General features: G+C 58.8%; 17 protein-coding genes. 4 read left to right on the forward strand and 13 right to left on the reverse strand.

Translation table 11 applies throughout. From position 1 onward, the window contains the following. Positions 1-12: 12 nt before the first annotated feature. The 7 genes from nhaR to rppH form a co-directional block, all read right to left on the reverse strand. The gene (nhaR, locus tag OKB87_RS05245; RefSeq protein WP_017409027.1) at positions 13-945 is read right to left on the reverse strand and encodes a transcriptional activator NhaR; all 933 of its coding nucleotides are present in this window, start codon (positions 943-945) and stop codon (positions 13-15) included. Continuing rightward, positions 932-1,339, reverse strand: a complete 408-nt coding sequence (locus tag OKB87_RS05250; RefSeq protein WP_026080223.1) for a hypothetical protein — start codon at positions 1,337-1,339, stop codon at positions 932-934. Before OKB87_RS05250 ends, nhaR begins: the two co-directional genes overlap by 14 nt. Beyond that, positions 1,336-2,526, reverse strand: coding sequence for a Na+/H+ antiporter NhaA (gene nhaA, locus OKB87_RS05255; protein ID WP_024944573.1), 1,191 nt, complete (start codon positions 2,524-2,526; stop codon positions 1,336-1,338). Before nhaA ends, OKB87_RS05250 begins: the two co-directional genes overlap by 4 nt. Positions 2,527-2,752: 226 nt before the next feature. Then, entirely contained in the window at positions 2,753-3,547 is a 795-nt protein-coding gene (thyA, locus tag OKB87_RS05260; RefSeq protein WP_118881930.1) for a thymidylate synthase, read from the reverse strand. After that, positions 3,544-4,371 carry a prolipoprotein diacylglyceryl transferase gene (lgt, locus tag OKB87_RS05265; protein ID WP_270826702.1) on the reverse strand — a complete coding sequence of 276 codons (828 nt, stop codon included), beginning with the start codon at positions 4,369-4,371 and terminating at the stop codon, positions 3,544-3,546. The genes thyA and lgt overlap by 4 nt, the downstream gene beginning before the upstream one ends. 67 nt (positions 4,372-4,438) lie before the next feature. Continuing rightward, positions 4,439-6,718 (reverse strand): phosphoenolpyruvate--protein phosphotransferase, encoded by a 2,280-nt coding sequence (gene ptsP / locus OKB87_RS05270; RefSeq protein WP_024944576.1) that lies wholly within the window; start codon positions 6,716-6,718, stop codon positions 4,439-4,441. A gap of 14 nt (positions 6,719-6,732) precedes the next feature. Further along, on the reverse strand, positions 6,733-7,260 hold the full coding sequence (rppH, locus tag OKB87_RS05275; RefSeq protein WP_024944577.1) for an RNA pyrophosphohydrolase: 528 nt from the start codon (positions 7,258-7,260) through the stop codon (positions 6,733-6,735). Between the two features lie 733 nt (positions 7,261-7,993). On the opposite strand from rppH, the gene mutH reads away from it, so the two are divergent. Beyond that, positions 7,994-8,668, forward strand: a complete 675-nt coding sequence (gene mutH, locus OKB87_RS05280) for a DNA mismatch repair endonuclease MutH (protein ID WP_270826703.1) — start codon at positions 7,994-7,996, stop codon at positions 8,666-8,668. Between the two features lie 82 nt (positions 8,669-8,750). After that, entirely contained in the window at positions 8,751-9,080 is a 330-nt protein-coding gene (locus OKB87_RS05285) for an isoamylase early set domain-containing protein (protein ID WP_270826704.1), read from the forward strand. A 103-nt stretch (positions 9,081-9,183) separates the two neighbouring features. Here the strand turns inward: OKB87_RS05285 and rplS are convergent, their stop codons facing one another. The 5 genes from rplS to ffh all read right to left on the reverse strand — a co-directional run bounded on the left by rplS (position 9,184) and on the right by ffh (position 12,703). Continuing rightward, positions 9,184-9,531: a 50S ribosomal protein L19 gene (gene rplS / locus OKB87_RS05290; protein WP_005313505.1), complete on the reverse strand. Its 348-nt coding sequence runs from the start codon at positions 9,529-9,531 to the stop codon at positions 9,184-9,186. 32 nt (positions 9,532-9,563) lie between these two features. Next, positions 9,564-10,313: a tRNA (guanosine(37)-N1)-methyltransferase TrmD gene (gene trmD, locus OKB87_RS05295; RefSeq protein ID WP_011704631.1), complete on the reverse strand. Its 750-nt coding sequence runs from the start codon at positions 10,311-10,313 to the stop codon at positions 9,564-9,566. Positions 10,314-10,347: 34 nt separating this feature from the next. After that, positions 10,348-10,869: a ribosome maturation factor RimM gene (gene rimM, locus OKB87_RS05300; protein WP_270826705.1), complete on the reverse strand. Its 522-nt coding sequence runs from the start codon at positions 10,867-10,869 to the stop codon at positions 10,348-10,350. Positions 10,870-10,893: 24 nt separating this feature from the next. After that, positions 10,894-11,142 (reverse strand): 30S ribosomal protein S16, encoded by a 249-nt coding sequence (gene rpsP, locus OKB87_RS05305; protein ID WP_005341383.1) that lies wholly within the window; start codon positions 11,140-11,142, stop codon positions 10,894-10,896. A gap of 184 nt (positions 11,143-11,326) precedes the next feature. Further along, a complete protein-coding gene (ffh, locus tag OKB87_RS05310; RefSeq protein ID WP_011704629.1) occupies positions 11,327-12,703 on the reverse strand; it encodes a signal recognition particle protein in 1,377 nt (458 codons plus the stop codon). 273 nt (positions 12,704-12,976) lie between these two features. Here ffh and OKB87_RS05315 point away from each other — a divergent pair, with 273 nt between their 5' ends. Both OKB87_RS05315 and OKB87_RS05320 read left to right on the forward strand, forming a co-directional pair. After that, complete coding sequence (locus tag OKB87_RS05315) at positions 12,977-13,768, forward strand: cytochrome C assembly family protein (RefSeq protein ID WP_270826707.1); 792 nt, start codon at positions 12,977-12,979, stop codon at positions 13,766-13,768. Positions 13,769-13,808: 40 nt separating this feature from the next. After that, positions 13,809-15,089: an HlyC/CorC family transporter gene (locus tag OKB87_RS05320; protein WP_011704627.1), complete on the forward strand. Its 1,281-nt coding sequence runs from the start codon at positions 13,809-13,811 to the stop codon at positions 15,087-15,089. Between the two features lie 33 nt (positions 15,090-15,122). Here the strand turns inward: OKB87_RS05320 and OKB87_RS05325 are convergent, their stop codons facing one another. Beyond that, entirely contained in the window at positions 15,123-15,590 is a 468-nt protein-coding gene (locus OKB87_RS05325; RefSeq protein WP_011704626.1) for an Rrf2 family transcriptional regulator, read from the reverse strand. Positions 15,591-15,690: the final 100 nt, after the last annotated feature.

A 15,690-nucleotide genomic window follows, 5' to 3' on the forward strand; every position in this document is an offset into this window, starting at 1 on the left:
TGGCCCGTCGATTTAAAATGACAGGGTTGCCGGTTGAATCGTGGTGAAATCCTCCTGACCGGCAAACAGAAAGGAGAAATCGCTCTCGCATACCCGTTTTACCGCCGGATGCTGGATCATCCGTTCGGCGAAGATGACGTAGTACTCCTCCATCAGATCCTGGGTCTCCCCCAGCAGCATCACCTCCTCCCCCTCCAGGATCTCCTCCCGATAGATGGTGGGAGCCATGAAGATGCCCTGGTTGAAGAAGCCGAACGCCTTCATCAGGGCCGCATCATCAAACTCGCCGAGGATGCTGGGCGATACCCCCTGCTGTTCGAACCACTGGGTCAGCTGGCGACCCATGGCGGTGCGCCGGCCCGGGATCAGCAGCTTGCGCTCCTCCAGACAGGCGGGAAAAGGGAGCGATGGCAGTGGCGCCTTGCAGAAGAAGCTGACCCCGCAGCCACCGAGTCGCTTGGAGAGCAGGCCGGCGTGCTGGCTGGAGTCCACCGGGCAGTCGGAGAGGATCATGTCGAGCTTGTGCTCGCTCAGCTGTTCCAGCAGCAGCTCGTGGGTCGATTCGAAGCAACGCAGGTGGATGGAACCGTCGTTGGGGATGACGGAGAGCAGTACCCGGCTGGCAAGGCGTTTGGAGAGCGCATCGGCGATGCCGACGTCGAACAGGATCTGGCTCTCCTTGCGGTAGTTGACGATATCCAGCATCTCGTAGGAGAGGCTGAACATCTTGTCGGCATAGCGAAACACCAGCTGACCCAGCTCGGTCGCCTCGAGGGAACGCCCTTTTCGCATCAACAGTTTGCCGCCCAGACGCTGCTCCAGCAGCTTGATCTGGCCGGTGACGGTTTGCGGGGTCAAGAAGAGGGCTTCCGCCGCTTGCGTGACGGAGCCCTTCTTCTGAGTCATCCAAAAATAGTAGAGATGGTTGTAGTTAAGGTGTGACATCCGATGGGGTTCCCGCGCTGCGCGGACTCCGGTAGCAACTGAGTTCAGCCGCCAGAATGTCATACATGTCGCTGATCGAGTCAACCTTGTTCGCGTCGAACTGTGCCTGCAGATGGGCCTTGAGACGGGCCGGATCCGGCATCCGCTCCCCGCAATAACGCTTGTTGGACTGTTTGACCCGCTCGCCGGCCCGGCTGCTCAGCGCCCGCTCGGCGAAGGTCTCGCCAAACTGGGCCTTGGCCTGCTTGTCCCCCAGCATCAGGGCGCTGTCGACCACCCCGTTGAGGTAGGCCGAGCAGCCGGCCGAGGCCGCATCCTGCTGGCAATCCTGCAGACTGCCGGCCCAGGCCGTCTGGCTCAGCGCCAGCAAGGCCAGCCATCCTAGTCTTTTCATAACCCCTCCGTGCTTTGGTCGGCCTCCCGGTTCGGGAGCGCCATGCGCAGGGCGAGATAACCGACGATCGCCGCCAGGGTCGATCCCACCAGGATCCCGAGGCGCGAATAGCTGCCGTAATCCAATCCGCCGTGCTCGAAGGCCAGCGAGGCGATGAACATCGACATGGTAAAGCCGATGCCGCACAGGATGCTGACCGCGAAGATCTGTTTGAAATTGACCCCGTTGGGCAATTGGGCAATGCCGAGCTTCACCGCCAGCCAGCTGATGGTGAACACCCCGAGCGGCTTGCCGATGAACAGCCCCAGCATGATGCCGAGCGGCACCGGGCTCAGCAGGGCGGAGAGACCGATCCCCTCCAGCGACACCCCGGCATTGGCAAAGGCAAACAGCGGCAGGATCAGGTAGGCACTCCAGGGGTGCAGGGCATGCTCCAGCTGCTTGAGCGGCGATGCATAGCGCTTGCCGTTGAGCGGGATCATGAAGCCCACGATGACCCCGGCCAGGGTCGCATGGACGCCAGATTTCAGCACCGCTACCCAGAGCACCAGCCCGACCAGCATGTAGAGGCTGATCCGATCCTCGCCACGACGGTTCATCCACAGCAGGGTCAGGGTCGCCAGGATGCCGATCGCCAGCGCCGTCAGCGACAGCTGCTGGGTGTAGAACAGCGCGATGATGATGATGACGCCCAGGTCATCCATGATGGCCAACGCCAGCAGGAACACCTTGAGGCTGACCGGCACCCGCTTGCCCAGCAGCGCCATCACCCCGAGGGCGAAGGCGATGTCGGTGGCGGCGGGAATAGCCCAGCCGGCACGCGCCACTTCATCCGAGTAGTTGAAGAAGGCATAGATGAGCGCGGGCGCCAGCATGCCACCCACCGCGGCGATGGCCGGGAAGGTAGCCTGCACCCGGGAAGAGAGGGCCCCTTCCAGCATCTCGCGCTTCACCTCGAGGCCGACCAGCAGGAAGAAGACGGCCATGAAGCCATCGTTGATCCAGAGCAGCAGCGGCTTGTTGATGTCAAGGGCAGCGATACGCACCTGCACCTGGGTATCGAGGAAGGCCTGATAGCTGCCGGCCAGGCCGCTGTTGGCCAGGATCATCGCCAGCATGGCCGCCATGATCAGAATTATTCCGGAGGCAGCCTCCAGCTTGAGGAACTTTTTGATTACGTCGCTCATGGTTAAATTATCCACAGTATTACTTTGTTTTGAGTCTATATCCCATAACAATTAATGGAAAATCGTTTCTTACTGCGAAATACAACGAGAAAACCGAAGGCAAAATCAAACATGTCTGCTATAAGCAGGTTTTCTCTCACCCGGATGTCACTCGAAGCCCAGTCACCAGAGTGAATATCCTGTGGTTTTTATGCATAAAAAAGGCGCCTCATGGGCGCCTTTCACATCAGATGGCGACGGGCGCCTTGATGCCGGGATGGGGGTCGTAACCCTCTATTTCGAAATCCTCGAACTTGTAATCGAAGATGGAGTCCGGCTTGCGTTTGATCACCAGAGTCGGCAGCGGGCGCGGCTCGCGGGAGAGCTGCAGCGCGGTCTGCTCCATGTGGTTGGAGTAGAGGTGCACATCACCACCGGTCCAGACGAAGTCGCCCACTTCCAGGTCACACTGCTGGGCCATCATGTGGGTCAGCAGGGCGTAGCTGGCGATGTTGAACGGCAGGCCGAGGAACACGTCACAGCTGCGCTGGTAGAGCTGGCAGGAGAGCTTGCCGTCGGCCACGTAGAACTGGAAGAAGGCGTGACAGGGAGCCAGCGCCATCTTGTCCAGTTCGCCCACGTTCCAGGCGGAGACGATGATGCGGCGCGAATCCGGATTGTGCTTGATGTCGTCCACCGCCTTCTGGATCTGATCGATGACAGACCCGTCAGCCGCCGGCCAGGAACGCCACTGGGCGCCATACACCGGCCCCAGATCGCCGTTCTCGTCGGCCCACTCGTCCCAGATGCTGACGCCGTGCTCTTTCAGGTAGGCAGTGTTGGTATCGCCATTGAGGAACCACAGCAGCTCGTGAATGATGGAGCGCAGGTGGCACTTCTTGGTGGTGACCAGCGGAAAGCCTTCCGCCAGATTGAAGCGCATCTGATGACCGAACAGGGAGACGGTGCCGGTACCGGTACGGTCGGATTTGACGGTCCCTTCATCGAGGATCTTCTGCATCAGGTCGAGATAGGCTCTCATTGCTTTGCCTCCTTGGCGCTGTTACCGAACAGCTGCGGGCGCTTGTAGGCAACCCAGATCATCAGGGCACCGATGATGATCATCGGGGTGGAGAGGATCTGGCCCATGCTGATCTCCTGGAAGTAGAGACCGAGCTGGCTGTCCGGCTGGCGCACGAACTCCACCAGGAAGCGGAACAGGCCGTAGAACAGCAGGAACATGCCGGAGATGGCGCCACGGGGCGGGTTCTTGCGCCAGAACAGGTTGAGGATGATGAACAGCACCACTCCTTCCAGCGCGAACTGATAGAGCTGGGACGGGTGACGTGGCTCGGGGCCCGCCTCCGGGAAGATGATGGCCCAGGGCACATCGGTGACCCGGCCCCACAGCTCGCCGTTGAGGAAGTTGCCGATGCGACCGACACCGAGGCCGAACGGAATGAGCGGTGCCACAAAGTCAGCCACGGTGAAGAAGTGGCGATTGGTCTTGTGGGCAAACCAGACCATGGCGGTAATGACCCCGATCAGGCCACCGTGGAACGACATGCCACCGGTCCAGATCTTGAACAGGTAAAGAGGATCGGCCAGGAACATGTCGAAGTTGTAGAACAGCACGTAACCGACCCGGCCACCCAGGATCACCCCGAGGAAGCCGTAAAACAGCAGGTCCGAGACCTCGTTGCGGGTCCAGCCACTGTTCGGCGCATCCGCGCGGCGCCCCGCCAGCCACATGGCAAAGGCGAAGCCAAACAGATACATGAGACCATACCAGCGTACCGATAGTGGTCCCAAACTGAATGCTACGGGATCAATCTGCGAGAAAACCCAATATCCATCGTGCTGCATATGCGGCCCCAGTCATAAGAAAAGCCGCATTTTCCGATCATTCGTCAGCAGGGACAAGGCATGATTATCAATCAGTCTGTTTCGTTTTGTGACCGGCGCGCAGCAAACCGCCCAGGCCGTGCTCTTCCAGATAGCGTGCAAACAGGCCGCGCAGCACGTGCGGGTTGTCGTGCTTGAGGCCATCCGTCAGCAGCACCGTCAGTTCGCTCAGAGTGGACTGACGCAGCACGTACTTGATGCGGGCGATGTTGTGGGTGTTCATGCTGAAGCGGCGATAGCCCATGGCCAGCAGCAGCAGCACCCCGACCGGATCACCGGCCAGCTCGCCACACACCGACACCGGCTTCTGGTAACGATGGGAGGCATCGACCAGCAGTTGCAGGGCGCGGATCACCGCCGGATGGAAGGCATCGTAGATGTTGGCGACCCTGGCGTTGTTGCGATCCACCGCCAGCAGGTACTGGGTCAGATCATTGCTGCCCACCGACCAGAAATCGATGAGCGGTGCCATTTCGGGCAGGATGTAGAGGGCGGAAGGCACCTCGATCATCACCCCCAGGCTCGGGTAGCGGATCACCGCCTCCCGGCTGGCCGCCTCTTCCGACACCTCCCGCCACGCCTGATCCAGCAGGCGGCGGGAAGCCTTGATTTCACTGACGCTGCTGATCATCGGCAGCATGATGGCCAGATTATCCAGCCCTTCGCTGGCCCGCAGCATCGCCTTGAGCTGCACCAGGAACAGTTCGGGGTGATCCAGGGTGAGCCGGATCCCCCGCCAGCCAAGGAAGGGATTTTCCTCGACGATGGGGAAATAGGGCAGCTGCTTGTCGCCGCCCACATCCAGAGTCCGCATGCAGACCGGCCGGTTGCGGTAGGTCTCCAGGATGCCGCGATAACGGGCGGTCTGCTCCCACTCGGAGGGGAAGCTGTCCTGCAGCATGAAGGGGATTTCGGTGCGATAGAGGCCGACCCCGTCCGCCAGCTGATTGAGGGATATTTCGGTGTCGGCACTGAGCCCGGCGTTGAGCAGCAGGGAGACAGGCACGCCATCGGCCGTCTCGGAGGGCTGGTTGTCGACGCTGCGCACCAGGGTATCGAGCGCCCGCTCCTCGCTCAGCAGCTGGCGGTACTCGGTCAGGATCACCTGATTGGGCTCGATGAAGAGATCGCCGCTGTAACCATCCACCACCAGCATGCGACCGCCGATGTCGCCGAGCGGCAGATCCACCCCCATGATAGCCGCCACTCCCATGGCGCGAGCCAGAATGGCGGCGTGGGAGTTGGTGCCCCCCTTGAGCGACACTACCCCGGTCAGAAACTCGCGGGGGACTTCAGCCAGGATGGTGGCCGTCACCTCGTCGGCGACCAGCACCACCGGCTCGCCGATGGCGATATGCTCGGGCTCGTTTTGCACCAGCCGGCTGATGAGCCGCTGGGCGATGTCCTTCACATCGGTGGAGCGTTCCTGCAGGTAGGGATCCTTCATCCCCTTGAACTGATCGATCAACCGGTCACTGATGAGCTTGACCGCCGAGACCGCCGTCCAGTGCTCCTTGCTCACCTTGTTGCGAATGGGCTTGATGTAGCCCGGATCGTTCAGCAGATGCAGGTAAATGTCGAAGATGGCGACCGAGTCCTGGCTGTAGCTCTCGCGAAACCGCAGTGCCAGGCTCTCCAGATCATGGCGCACCTCCTCCACCGCCACATTCAGCCGCTCCAGCTGTCTGGCGTGATCCTCATCCTTGCGCGGGGTGATGGAGTTGAGCTCCTTGCGCGGCCGCCACACCCAGGCCTTGGCCATGGCGATGCCGCTGGCACCGGCGATGCCGCGCAGCGGCTTGCTCCAGTCGGTCTTCTGCAGCCAGCCCTTGGCCTGCGCCTGCGCGATCCGGGCCGCCAGCTGGGCCGCCAGGGTCACCATGAAGGACTCTTCCCCCTCATCGAAGAGGCGGCTCTCCTTCTGCTGCACCACCAGAATGCCCACCACCTGACGCTGATGCATGATGGGAGCGCCGAGGAAGGAGCGAAACGCCTCTTCGGCCACATCGGGCAGGAACTTGAAGCTGGGATGGGAGGGGGCATCGGCCAGGTTGATCAGCTCTTCCCGCTGACCCACCAGACCGACAATGCCCTGCTCGAACGGCAGGGTGGCCTTGCCCACCGCCGACTCGGCCAGACCATCGGTCGCGGCCAGTCGGTAGCGGCGCATCTCGGGTTCTGAGACATAAACGGAACAGCAGTCCACCATCATGGCCAGCCGGGTCTGGCTGACCAGTGCCTGCAAGGCCAGCTCGAGGGTATTGGCCTCGGCCATGCTTTCGACGATGCGTCTGAGTTCCGTTAACAACTAATCTGTGCTCCTTAACGGGGGCGATTGCGCCGCCCATCCTTCTTGTTGACCTGAATAGCCGGCACCGGCATCGCCAGCGGGGCAAACTCCTTCATTACCCGTCGATAGACTTCCCGCTTGAAGGAGACGACCTGACGGACCGGATACCAGAAGCTGACCCAACGCCAGTCATCAAACTCGGGATGACCATGACAGCCGAACTGGATCCTGGACTCCCTGCCCGGATCCAGCTGCAGCAAGAACCATTTTTGTTTTTGGCCAATACAGACCGGTGAACTGTCCCAACGAACGAGGCGTTTGGGCAAGCGGTACTTCAGCCAGTTGCGACTGGTGGCCATGATGGTCACATCTTCGGGCTTGAGGCCTATCTCCTCATACAGCTCACGATACATGGCCTGCTCCGGCGTCTCACCATCATCAACCCCTCCCTGCGGAAACTGCCAGGAGTGCTGCCCATAGCGCTTAGCCCACAATACTTGTCCGTCACGGTTACAGATCACGATTCCGACATTGGGACGAAACCCGTCGCCATCTATCACGTGATCACCTTATAAAGGCTGAATCTATAAGGGGATTGTTCCACATTCACCTCGTGGCAGCAAACAGGGACTGCGATCCCCCATTCATGAATAACTTTCAATTTCAAGCCGACTTATAAACAAATCTAAGGATCAACTGGACCAAGTTGCCCACCCAGACTGTGTATAAGCCTGTGAGCAAGCGGGTATATACAGTAGTTTCATTTATCTGATCCAAACCAGGCGACAGCATACCCCATGTTGATAAAAACAGAATATGTATTTAAATACATAGTGTTAAACAATCAATGCTGGATCAAGATCCATGTCTTTCACGGCTGGCGATCCGGGATCTCGATTGTGAACAAGTTCGACTGTTCAAAGATCCACCACGGCTATTTTATCCACAGGAGTGGCACACTATCTGCTCTGGAATCGCCGTTGAAATCGGTGCTGTTTCACATTTTTTTGTAACAATGAGCCAACTATTAGCACTTGCCGGCAGTTATCCAAGATTTCTGTGGATAACTGTGTGCAACAGCGCGAGCAAACCCTTGGACAACTATTTTGAGCCTGGATCCTGCTGGTCAATGACCGAGGATATAGAGACAAATTTGTTTAAAATCATTATGATAAGTACTTACTCACAAAACAGCCCCCCCTGTGCATACCCCTGCCAGGATCGGTTATAAAAACAGCGATCCTCAGCGAGGATCAGAGTTGCTAGAATAATTCCCCTTTGCAGGAGTGACCCATGCCCACCAGCCCCCAGTCAGAGCAGGAATTGCTGGCCCGCGCCTATGCCATGGCGGGCTTCACGCTGGCCCAGCTGGCCGCCACGGCCGGTATCGCCGTGCCGGCGGATCTGCGTCGTGACAAGGGCTGGGTTGGTCAGCTGATCGAGTGGCAGCTGGGGGCCAGCGCCGGCAGCAAGCCCGAACAGGACTTCCCGGATCTCGGCATCGAACTCAAGACGATCCCCATCGATCCTCAGGGCAAACCGCTGGAGACGACCTTCGTCTGCGTGGCACCGCTGATCGGTGTCAGCGGCCAGCAGTGGGAACAATCCAATGTGCGCAACAAGCTCTCTCGCGTGCTCTGGATCCCGGTGGAGGGCAGCCGCGAGATCCCCATCGGTGAGCGCCGGATTGGCATGCCGCTGTTGTGGAGCCCGAATGAAGAGGAAGAGCGGCTGCTGCGCCAGGACTGGGAAGAGCTGATGGACATGATAGTGCTGGGAGAGGTGGAGCAGATCAGCGCCCGCCACGGCCAGGTGCTGCAACTGCGTCCCAAGGCGGCCAACAACAAGGCTCTGACCCGGGCCATCGGCCGCAATGGCCAGCCGATCATGACCCTGCCGCGCGGCTTTTACCTCAAGATAGGCTTTACCCACGGGCTGCTGCAGCGCCACTTTGCCCTGCCCGCTTGATCTCGGTTATCAACATCCTTGTCATAAAGTGATATAAAAATAGCCAGCAGCTATTTCTTCGCAATCAGGACAAGGAGGCGTCATGCCGATCAACAAGCAATTTCTCAAGTCCCGCCCCGAGGTCAAGGTGACCTTTGCCGTGGAAAAAGAGGCAGCAGGAGAGGCCGAGCAGGTGCTGTTGCTGGGGGAGTTCAGCCAGTGGCAACCCATCGAGCTCAAGCGGATGAAGAGCGGTGAGTTCAGGACCACCCTCAATCTGCCGACCGACGGTCCCGCTCATTTCGAGTATTGCTACCAGCTGGTGCAACCCAACGGGGAGACCCACTACGACAATGACTGGGCGGCGGATGACTACGTGCCCGGTCCCTTCGGACGGGACAACTCGGTGGTACGGGTCAGCCAGCCAGGTTGAGCCGACACACCCGAAAGCGGATACAAAAAAGGCTCGCCATTGGCGAGCCTTTTCACTACCTGTCGAGCTTTTCGCCGACATACCGACACCAATTCGAATCGAATTAGTTGAGCTTCTCTTTGATACGAGCAGCTTTGCCGGACAGGTTGCGCAGGTAGTACAGTTTGGCGCGGCGAACATCACCACGACGCTTCAGTTCTACACTGTGGATCAGCGGAGAGTGAGTCTGGAATACACGCTCAACACCTTCGCCGTTGGAGATCTTGCGAACGGTGAAAGCAGAGTGCAGACCGCGGTTACGCTTGGCAATAACGATGCCTTCGAAAGCCTGCAGACGCTCTTTACCACCTTCTTTAACACGAACTTGAACACGTACGGTGTCGCCCTGGGCAAAAGCCGGGATGTCGGTACGCAGTTGCTCTTGTTCAAGCTGCTGAATAATCTTGCTCATTGTCTTTCCTTACCTAGGATAAACTGAAAACTCTACTTAACGCTGTCACGCACTTCGCGGACATACTCGGCAAGAAGTGATTCTTGCTCGTCAGTCAGAGCTAGGTTGTTAATAAGTTCCGGCCTTCTTTGCCAGGTTCGTCCGAGCGATTGCTTGAGCCGCCAGCGCCGAATCACTTCGTGATTGCCGCTTGTCAGCGCCTCTGGCACCGCCAATCCATCCAACAACTCCGGCCGAGTGTAGTGGGGATGATCCAGCAAGCCATCCGTGAAGGAGTCCTGCTCGGCACTGGCCTGATCGCCCAAAACCCCAGGGACCAGACGCGAAACCGCATCGATCAGGGTCATGGCAGGCAACTCGCCACCACTTAACACGTAATCCCCGATAGACCACTCTTCGTCGACTTCGGTTTGTATCACGCGTTCATCGATACCTTCGTATCGACCGGCGACCAGAATCAGTTTCTGATTCGTCGCCAACTCGGTCACGCCCGCTTGAGTCAGCTTGCGTCCCTGAGGAGAGAGATAGATGACTTTCGCCCCGTCTCCCGCCGCTTGCTTGGCTGCATGAATCGCGTCACGCAGCGGCTGAACCATCATTAACATGCCGGGCCCACCACCATAAGGACGATCATCGACCGTACGGTGTTTATCGTGGGTAAAGTCCCGGGGGTTCCAGCACTCAATCTGCAGCAGGCCACTCTTGACGGCCCGACCCGTTACCCCGTGCTCGGTAATGGCTCGGAACATCTCAGGGAAGAGGCTAATCACCCCAATCCACATAAGAAACCTCCGGCACCCGTGTTAGCGCGGGAAACTAGAAACCAGGATCCCAATCAACTTCGATTGTTCGAGCAGTCAGATCAATGTTCTTGATCACCTGCTCTTCCAGGAACGGAATCAACCGCTCCTTCGCACCAAAGGCATCTTTTACATTGGCCTCAACCACCAACACATCGTTGGAGCCGGTTTCCATCAATTCGGTCACCTTGCCCAGGTCGTATCCCTTGGTGGTCACTACCGAGCAACCAATCAGGTCACGCCAGTAGAACTCGCCCTCAGGCAACGCAGGCAACAGATCGGCGGCTACGCCAATCTCGACATTGGTCAATGCCAGGGCATCCTCGCGCACGTCGATACCATCGAGTTTGCAGATCAGACCCTTGTTGTGACGCTTCCAGGATGAAACCTGAATTTCACGCCACGCCCCGTTCTGATTGATCAGCCAGGGGTTGTAATCGAAAATCGCTTCGGCAACATCGGTGAAGGAGTTCACTTTAAGCCAGCCCTTGATGCCGTAAACGGTACCTAGGGTGCCCAGAACTACAGGTTTTTCCACCTTAACTCCTTACCGTTTGGCTGATTAAGCAGCTTTGGCAGCGTCTTTGATCAGCTTGGCAACGCGGTCAGAAACAGCGGCACCAGTACCAACCCAATGCTCGATGCGAGCCAGGTCCAGGTTCAGCTTTTCAGCGTTACCAGAAGCAACCGGGTTGAAGAAACCAACGCGCTCGATGAAACGACCGTCACGGGCGTTACGGCTGTCAGCAACTACTACCTGGTAGAACGGACGCTTTTTCGCGCCACCACGTTGTAAACGAATGGTTACCATATCGTCCTCATTAACATCTAATGAACAAGGCCCGCAAACACGCGGACCCTAGCTTAAAATAAGCCGCGTAATTCTACTTGGATTCGTAATAATTGCAACCAAGCCAGCCATTTTTTGCACAAGCGGCCCCATGAAAAGGGCCCACCCATGGTGAGCCCCTGACGTGTGCATGACGACCCGGCAATCAGAAGGGGCCGCGGCCACCACCGAATCCCGGCGGCAGCATGTTCTTCATCTGCCCCATCATCTTGCGCATGCCACCCTTGCCGGACATCTTCTTCATCATCCGCTGCATCTCGGTGAACTGCTTGAGCAGCTTGTTCACGTCCTGCACCTGCATACCCGAGCCCGCGGCGATGCGACGCTTGCGGGAGCCCTTGATGAGGTCGGGATGGGCACGCTCCTTGGGCGTCATGGAGCTGATGATGGCCTCCATCCGCACGGTGAGCTTGTCATCCATCTGATCCTTGATGTTGTCCGGCAGGCCGGACATGCCCGGCAGCTTGTCGAGCATGCCCATCATGCCGCCCATGTTTCGCATCTGGGCCAGCTGCTCGCGGAAATCTTCCAGATCGAAGCCCTTGCCGCTCTTGACCTTGCTGGCCAGCTTGGCCGCCTTCTCTTTATCGACGTTACGCTCCACCTCTTCGATGAGGGAGAGCACGTCGCCCATGCCGAGGATGCGGGAGGCCAGACGATCCGGGTGGAACGGCTCCAGCGCATCGGTCTTCTCGCCCATACCGATGAACTTGACCGGTTTGCCGGTGATGTGGCGCACCGAGAGGGCGGCACCACCGCGGGCATCGCCGTCCGCCTTGGTGAGGATCACGCCGGTGAGCGGCAGCGCCTCGTTGAAGGCCTTGGCGGTATTGGCGGCATCCTGACCGGTCATGGCATCCACCACGAACAGGGTTTCGACCGGCTTGATGGTGGCGTGGAGATGCTTGATCTCGTCCATCATGTCGCTGTCGACGTGCAGGCGGCCGGCGGTATCGACGATCACCACGTCATAGAACTTCTTGCGTGCCTGATCGATGGCCGCATTGGCGATGTCGACCGGCTTCTGGCTGGCATCGCTCGGGAAGAAGTCCACACCGATGTCATTGGCCAGGGTTTCCAGCTGTTTGATCGCCGCCGGACGATAGACGTCGGCACTGACTACCAGCACCTTTTTCTTGCTGCGCTCTTTGAGCAGCTTGGCCAGCTTGCCAACCGTGGTGGTTTTACCGGCACCCTGCAGACCCGCCATCAGGATGATGGCCGGTGGCTGGGCTGCCAGGTTGAGCTGTTCGTTGGCCTCCCCCATCACCGAGACCAGTTCGCCATGCACAATCTTGATGAAGGCCTGGCCCGGGCTCAGGGACTTGGCCACTTCCTGGCCAACCGCTCGCTCCTTGACGCGAGCCACGAAGTCACGCACCACCGGCAGGGCGACGTCCGCCTCGAGCAGCGCCATGCGAACTTCGCGCAAGGTCTCTTTGATGTTCTCTTCGGTCAGACGACCACGGCCGCTGACATTGCGCAGGGTGCGCGAGAGTCGTTCAGTCAAATTCTCAAACATGACGCATTCCGGTTCTTGGCGTAACAAATGGGGGCATTATACCTCAGCCGGCGCAATGAGGACGATTATTCGCCGCACACACGGTGGCCTGCCCTCAAAAAGGGCTGGCGGCAGGTATTTCGGCCGGTGCCGGCGCACCTTCTGGTGCGCGCCGCTGTGGCAGACTGCTGCCTATATATGGGCGGATCGGCGGCAGCACAACTGGCGAGCACATCTTGTGCAAGGTATACTGCCCTTCCTATTCCCAATCGCTTGCTCGACAACGACCCGGTTATGATCGTGATCTCTGTTCTGGCCCTGGCGTTCTATCTGCTGGCCATCATCGCCTCTCTGCACCTGCTGCTCAGTGCCAAACCAGTGGGACAAGCCCCCCTGTTTGCCTGCATCGGACTGGCCCTGATCGCCCATGGCACCGCCGTGGCTGGCGAAGTGCTGGTGACTCACTCCGGCCAGAATCTGAGCATGCTCAACGTGGCATCGCTGGTCAGTCTCATCATCAGCTGCTTCATGACCTGCGTCACCCGACGCTTCAACGGCTGGATCCTGCTGCCGGTGGTCTACAGCTTCTCGGCCCTGCTGCTGGCGGCCAGCGCCCTCATTCCCGGTCGCTACATCACCCATCTGGAGGCCCATCCCCAGCTGCTGCTGCACATAGGTCTGGCGCTGATGGCCTACTCGGTATTGATGATCGCCTGCCTGTTTGCGCTGCAGCTCGCCTGTCTGGACCGACAGCTGAAGTCGCGCAAGATCAGCCAGCTGCCCGCCATGCCCCCCCTGATGACGGTGGAGAAGCGGCTATTCCAGCTCATCTCGGCGGGTCTGTTCCTGCTGACCCTCTCCATTGCCTCCGGCCTGTTCTTCCTCGAAGACATGTTCGCCCAAGGCAAATCCCACAAGGCTATCCTCTCGATCCTGGCCTGGTGCGTCTACGTGCTGCTGCTGTGGGGCCACCATACCCGTGGCTGGCGCGGTCGCAAGGTCATCACCCTGAGTATGATCGGCAGCTTCATCCTGACTCTGGCCTATTTTGGCAGCCGCTTCGTCAAAGAAGTCTTGTTGAGCTGACCGCCACCCTTTTTATCACCCACTCCCACAGGAGCCCTTCTTGGACAGTATCTCAACGAGTACATTGCTGATTGTTCTCGTTATCTTGATCCTCTTGTCTGCTTTTTTCTCCAGTTCCGAAACCGGCATGATGTCCCTCAACCGCTACAAGTTGCGGCATCTGGCCCAGACCAAACACAAGGCCGCCCGCCGGGTAGAAAAGCTGCTCTCTCGCCCGGATCGCCTGCTGGGGCTGATCCTGATCGGCAACAACCTGGTCAACATCCTCGCCTCGGCCATCGCCACCATCGTCTGTATCCGCGTCTTCGGCGATCTCGGGGTGGCCATCGCCACCTTCGGCCTGACCCTGATCGTGCTGGTGTTTGGTGAAGTGACCCCCAAGACCCTGGCAGCCATGTTCCCGGAGAAGATTGCCTACCCGGCCTCCTGGGTGCTCAAGGGGCTGATGGTGCCGCTCTCGCCGCTGGTCTGGCTGATCAACGGCATCACCAGCGGCCTGCTCAAGCTGCTGCGGCTCAACCCCAGCAAGGATGACGCCCTCAATACCGAGGAGCTACGCACCATCGTCAACGAGGCCGGCAGCCTAATCCCCCAGCGTCATCAGGAGATGCTGCTCAGCATTCTGGATCTGGACAAGATGACGGTGGAGCACATCATGGTGCCGCGCAGCGAGATCTACGCCATCGACATCAACGATGACTGGAAAACCATACTGCGCCAGCTGGCCCACTGCGCCCACACCAAGATCCTGCTTTATCGCGACAACATAGACGACGTGGTGGGCTTTCTGCACGCCCGCGACGCACTGCGGCTGATGGCCAGGGATCAGTTCAACAAGTCGAGCCTGCTGCGGGAAGTGGACGAGATCTACTTCATCCCGGAGGGAACGCCGCTCAACGTGCAACTGGCCAAGTTCCAGCGCAACAAGGAGCGGATCGGCCTCATTGTTGACGAGTACGGCGACATTCAGGGACTGATCACCCTGGACGACATTCTGGAAGAGATAGTGGGCGACTTCACCACCTCCATGACCCCCGCTCCCAGCGACGAGATCCACCCCCAGCCGGATGGCTCCTTCCTGGTGGAGGGCTCGGCCAGCATCCGTGAGCTGAACAAGGAGATGAGCTGGCAACTGCCCATCGACGGGCCCAGAACGCTCAATGGCGCCATCCTGGAATACCTGGAGGAGATCCCCCAGCCCAACATCAGCCTGCGGCTGGCCGGCTACCCCATCGAGATCCTGGAAGTGGAGAACAACATGGTGAAGATGGCGCGGATAATGCCTGATTTATACCGTAACGAGTCTGGTTTTGAAGATTGAAAAAAGGCTGCCACTGGCAGCCTTTTTTCTTGCTCACTCGCTCTCTTCATCCGGCTCCAGCACCAGAGTCGGAATCAATTCGCCGAACACCTTCTGCAGCTCGTCGCGATTGGCCAGCAGGTCTTGCAGGGTATAGCTGTCCATCACCGCCAGAAAGGCGTTCATCGCCTCCTTCAGGGCATTCTTCAGCAGACAGACCGAGACGATGTGGCAGGCCGGCGAGCCGCAATCTATCCCGTCCAGATTCCCTTCCAGCGCCCGGATCACCTGACCGATGTTGACGGTCTCAGGCGCACAAGCCATGCGGATCCCACCATTCTTGCCGCGCTGGGACTGCAGATAGCCCAATTTCACCAGCTGGTTCACCACCTTCACCATGTGATTGCGGGAGACGTCATACAAGGCGGAGACCTTGGCCACGCTTGACAATTCGCCCTCCGGCAGAGTCGCCAGATAGAGCAGGGCTCTCAATCCAAAATCGGTATAGCTAGTTAGTCTCATAGTGCCTGTGGCGCATCGCGCGGAAATTGATTATTGATTCAGATCAAATAAACATCTAGGATGCAGCTTATTAAGTGACATTTTAGATGTTCAATTAGCA

It is taken from the genome of Aeromonas sp. Y318-1, from assembly GCF_027706125.1.
Lineage (GTDB): Bacteria > Pseudomonadota > Gammaproteobacteria > Enterobacterales > Aeromonadaceae > Aeromonas > Aeromonas hydrophila.

Excerpts from the sequence above, each read along its gene's own strand:
- OKB87_RS05250 (WP_026080223.1), bottom strand. The coding sequence starts at position 1,339 with ATGAAAAGACTAGGATGGCTGGCCTTGCTGGCGCTGAGCCAGACGGCC.
- rplS (WP_005313505.1), bottom strand. The coding sequence starts at position 9,531 with ATGAGCAAGATTATTCAGCAGCTTGAACAAGAGCAACTGCGTACCGAC.
- rpsP (WP_005341383.1), bottom strand. The coding sequence starts at position 11,142 with ATGGTAACCATTCGTTTACAACGTGGTGGCGCGAAAAAGCGTCCGTTC.
- lgt (WP_270826702.1), bottom strand. The coding sequence starts at position 4,371 with ATGCAGCACGATGGATATTGGGTTTTCTCGCAGATTGATCCCGTAGCA.
- OKB87_RS05285 (WP_270826704.1), top strand. The coding sequence starts at position 8,751 with ATGCCGATCAACAAGCAATTTCTCAAGTCCCGCCCCGAGGTCAAGGTG.
- trmD (WP_011704631.1), bottom strand. The coding sequence starts at position 10,313 with ATGTGGATTGGGGTGATTAGCCTCTTCCCTGAGATGTTCCGAGCCATT.
- nhaR (WP_017409027.1), bottom strand. The coding sequence starts at position 945 with ATGTCACACCTTAACTACAACCATCTCTACTATTTTTGGATGACTCAG.
- OKB87_RS05325 (WP_011704626.1), bottom strand. The coding sequence starts at position 15,590 with ATGAGACTAACTAGCTATACCGATTTTGGATTGAGAGCCCTGCTCTAT.
- nhaA (WP_024944573.1), bottom strand. The coding sequence starts at position 2,526 with ATGAGCGACGTAATCAAAAAGTTCCTCAAGCTGGAGGCTGCCTCCGGA.
- thyA (WP_118881930.1), bottom strand. The coding sequence starts at position 3,547 with ATGAGAGCCTATCTCGACCTGATGCAGAAGATCCTCGATGAAGGGACC.
- OKB87_RS05315 (WP_270826707.1), top strand. The coding sequence starts at position 12,977 with ATGATCGTGATCTCTGTTCTGGCCCTGGCGTTCTATCTGCTGGCCATC.
- ffh (WP_011704629.1), bottom strand. The coding sequence starts at position 12,703 with ATGTTTGAGAATTTGACTGAACGACTCTCGCGCACCCTGCGCAATGTC.
- mutH (WP_270826703.1), top strand. The coding sequence starts at position 7,994 with ATGCCCACCAGCCCCCAGTCAGAGCAGGAATTGCTGGCCCGCGCCTAT.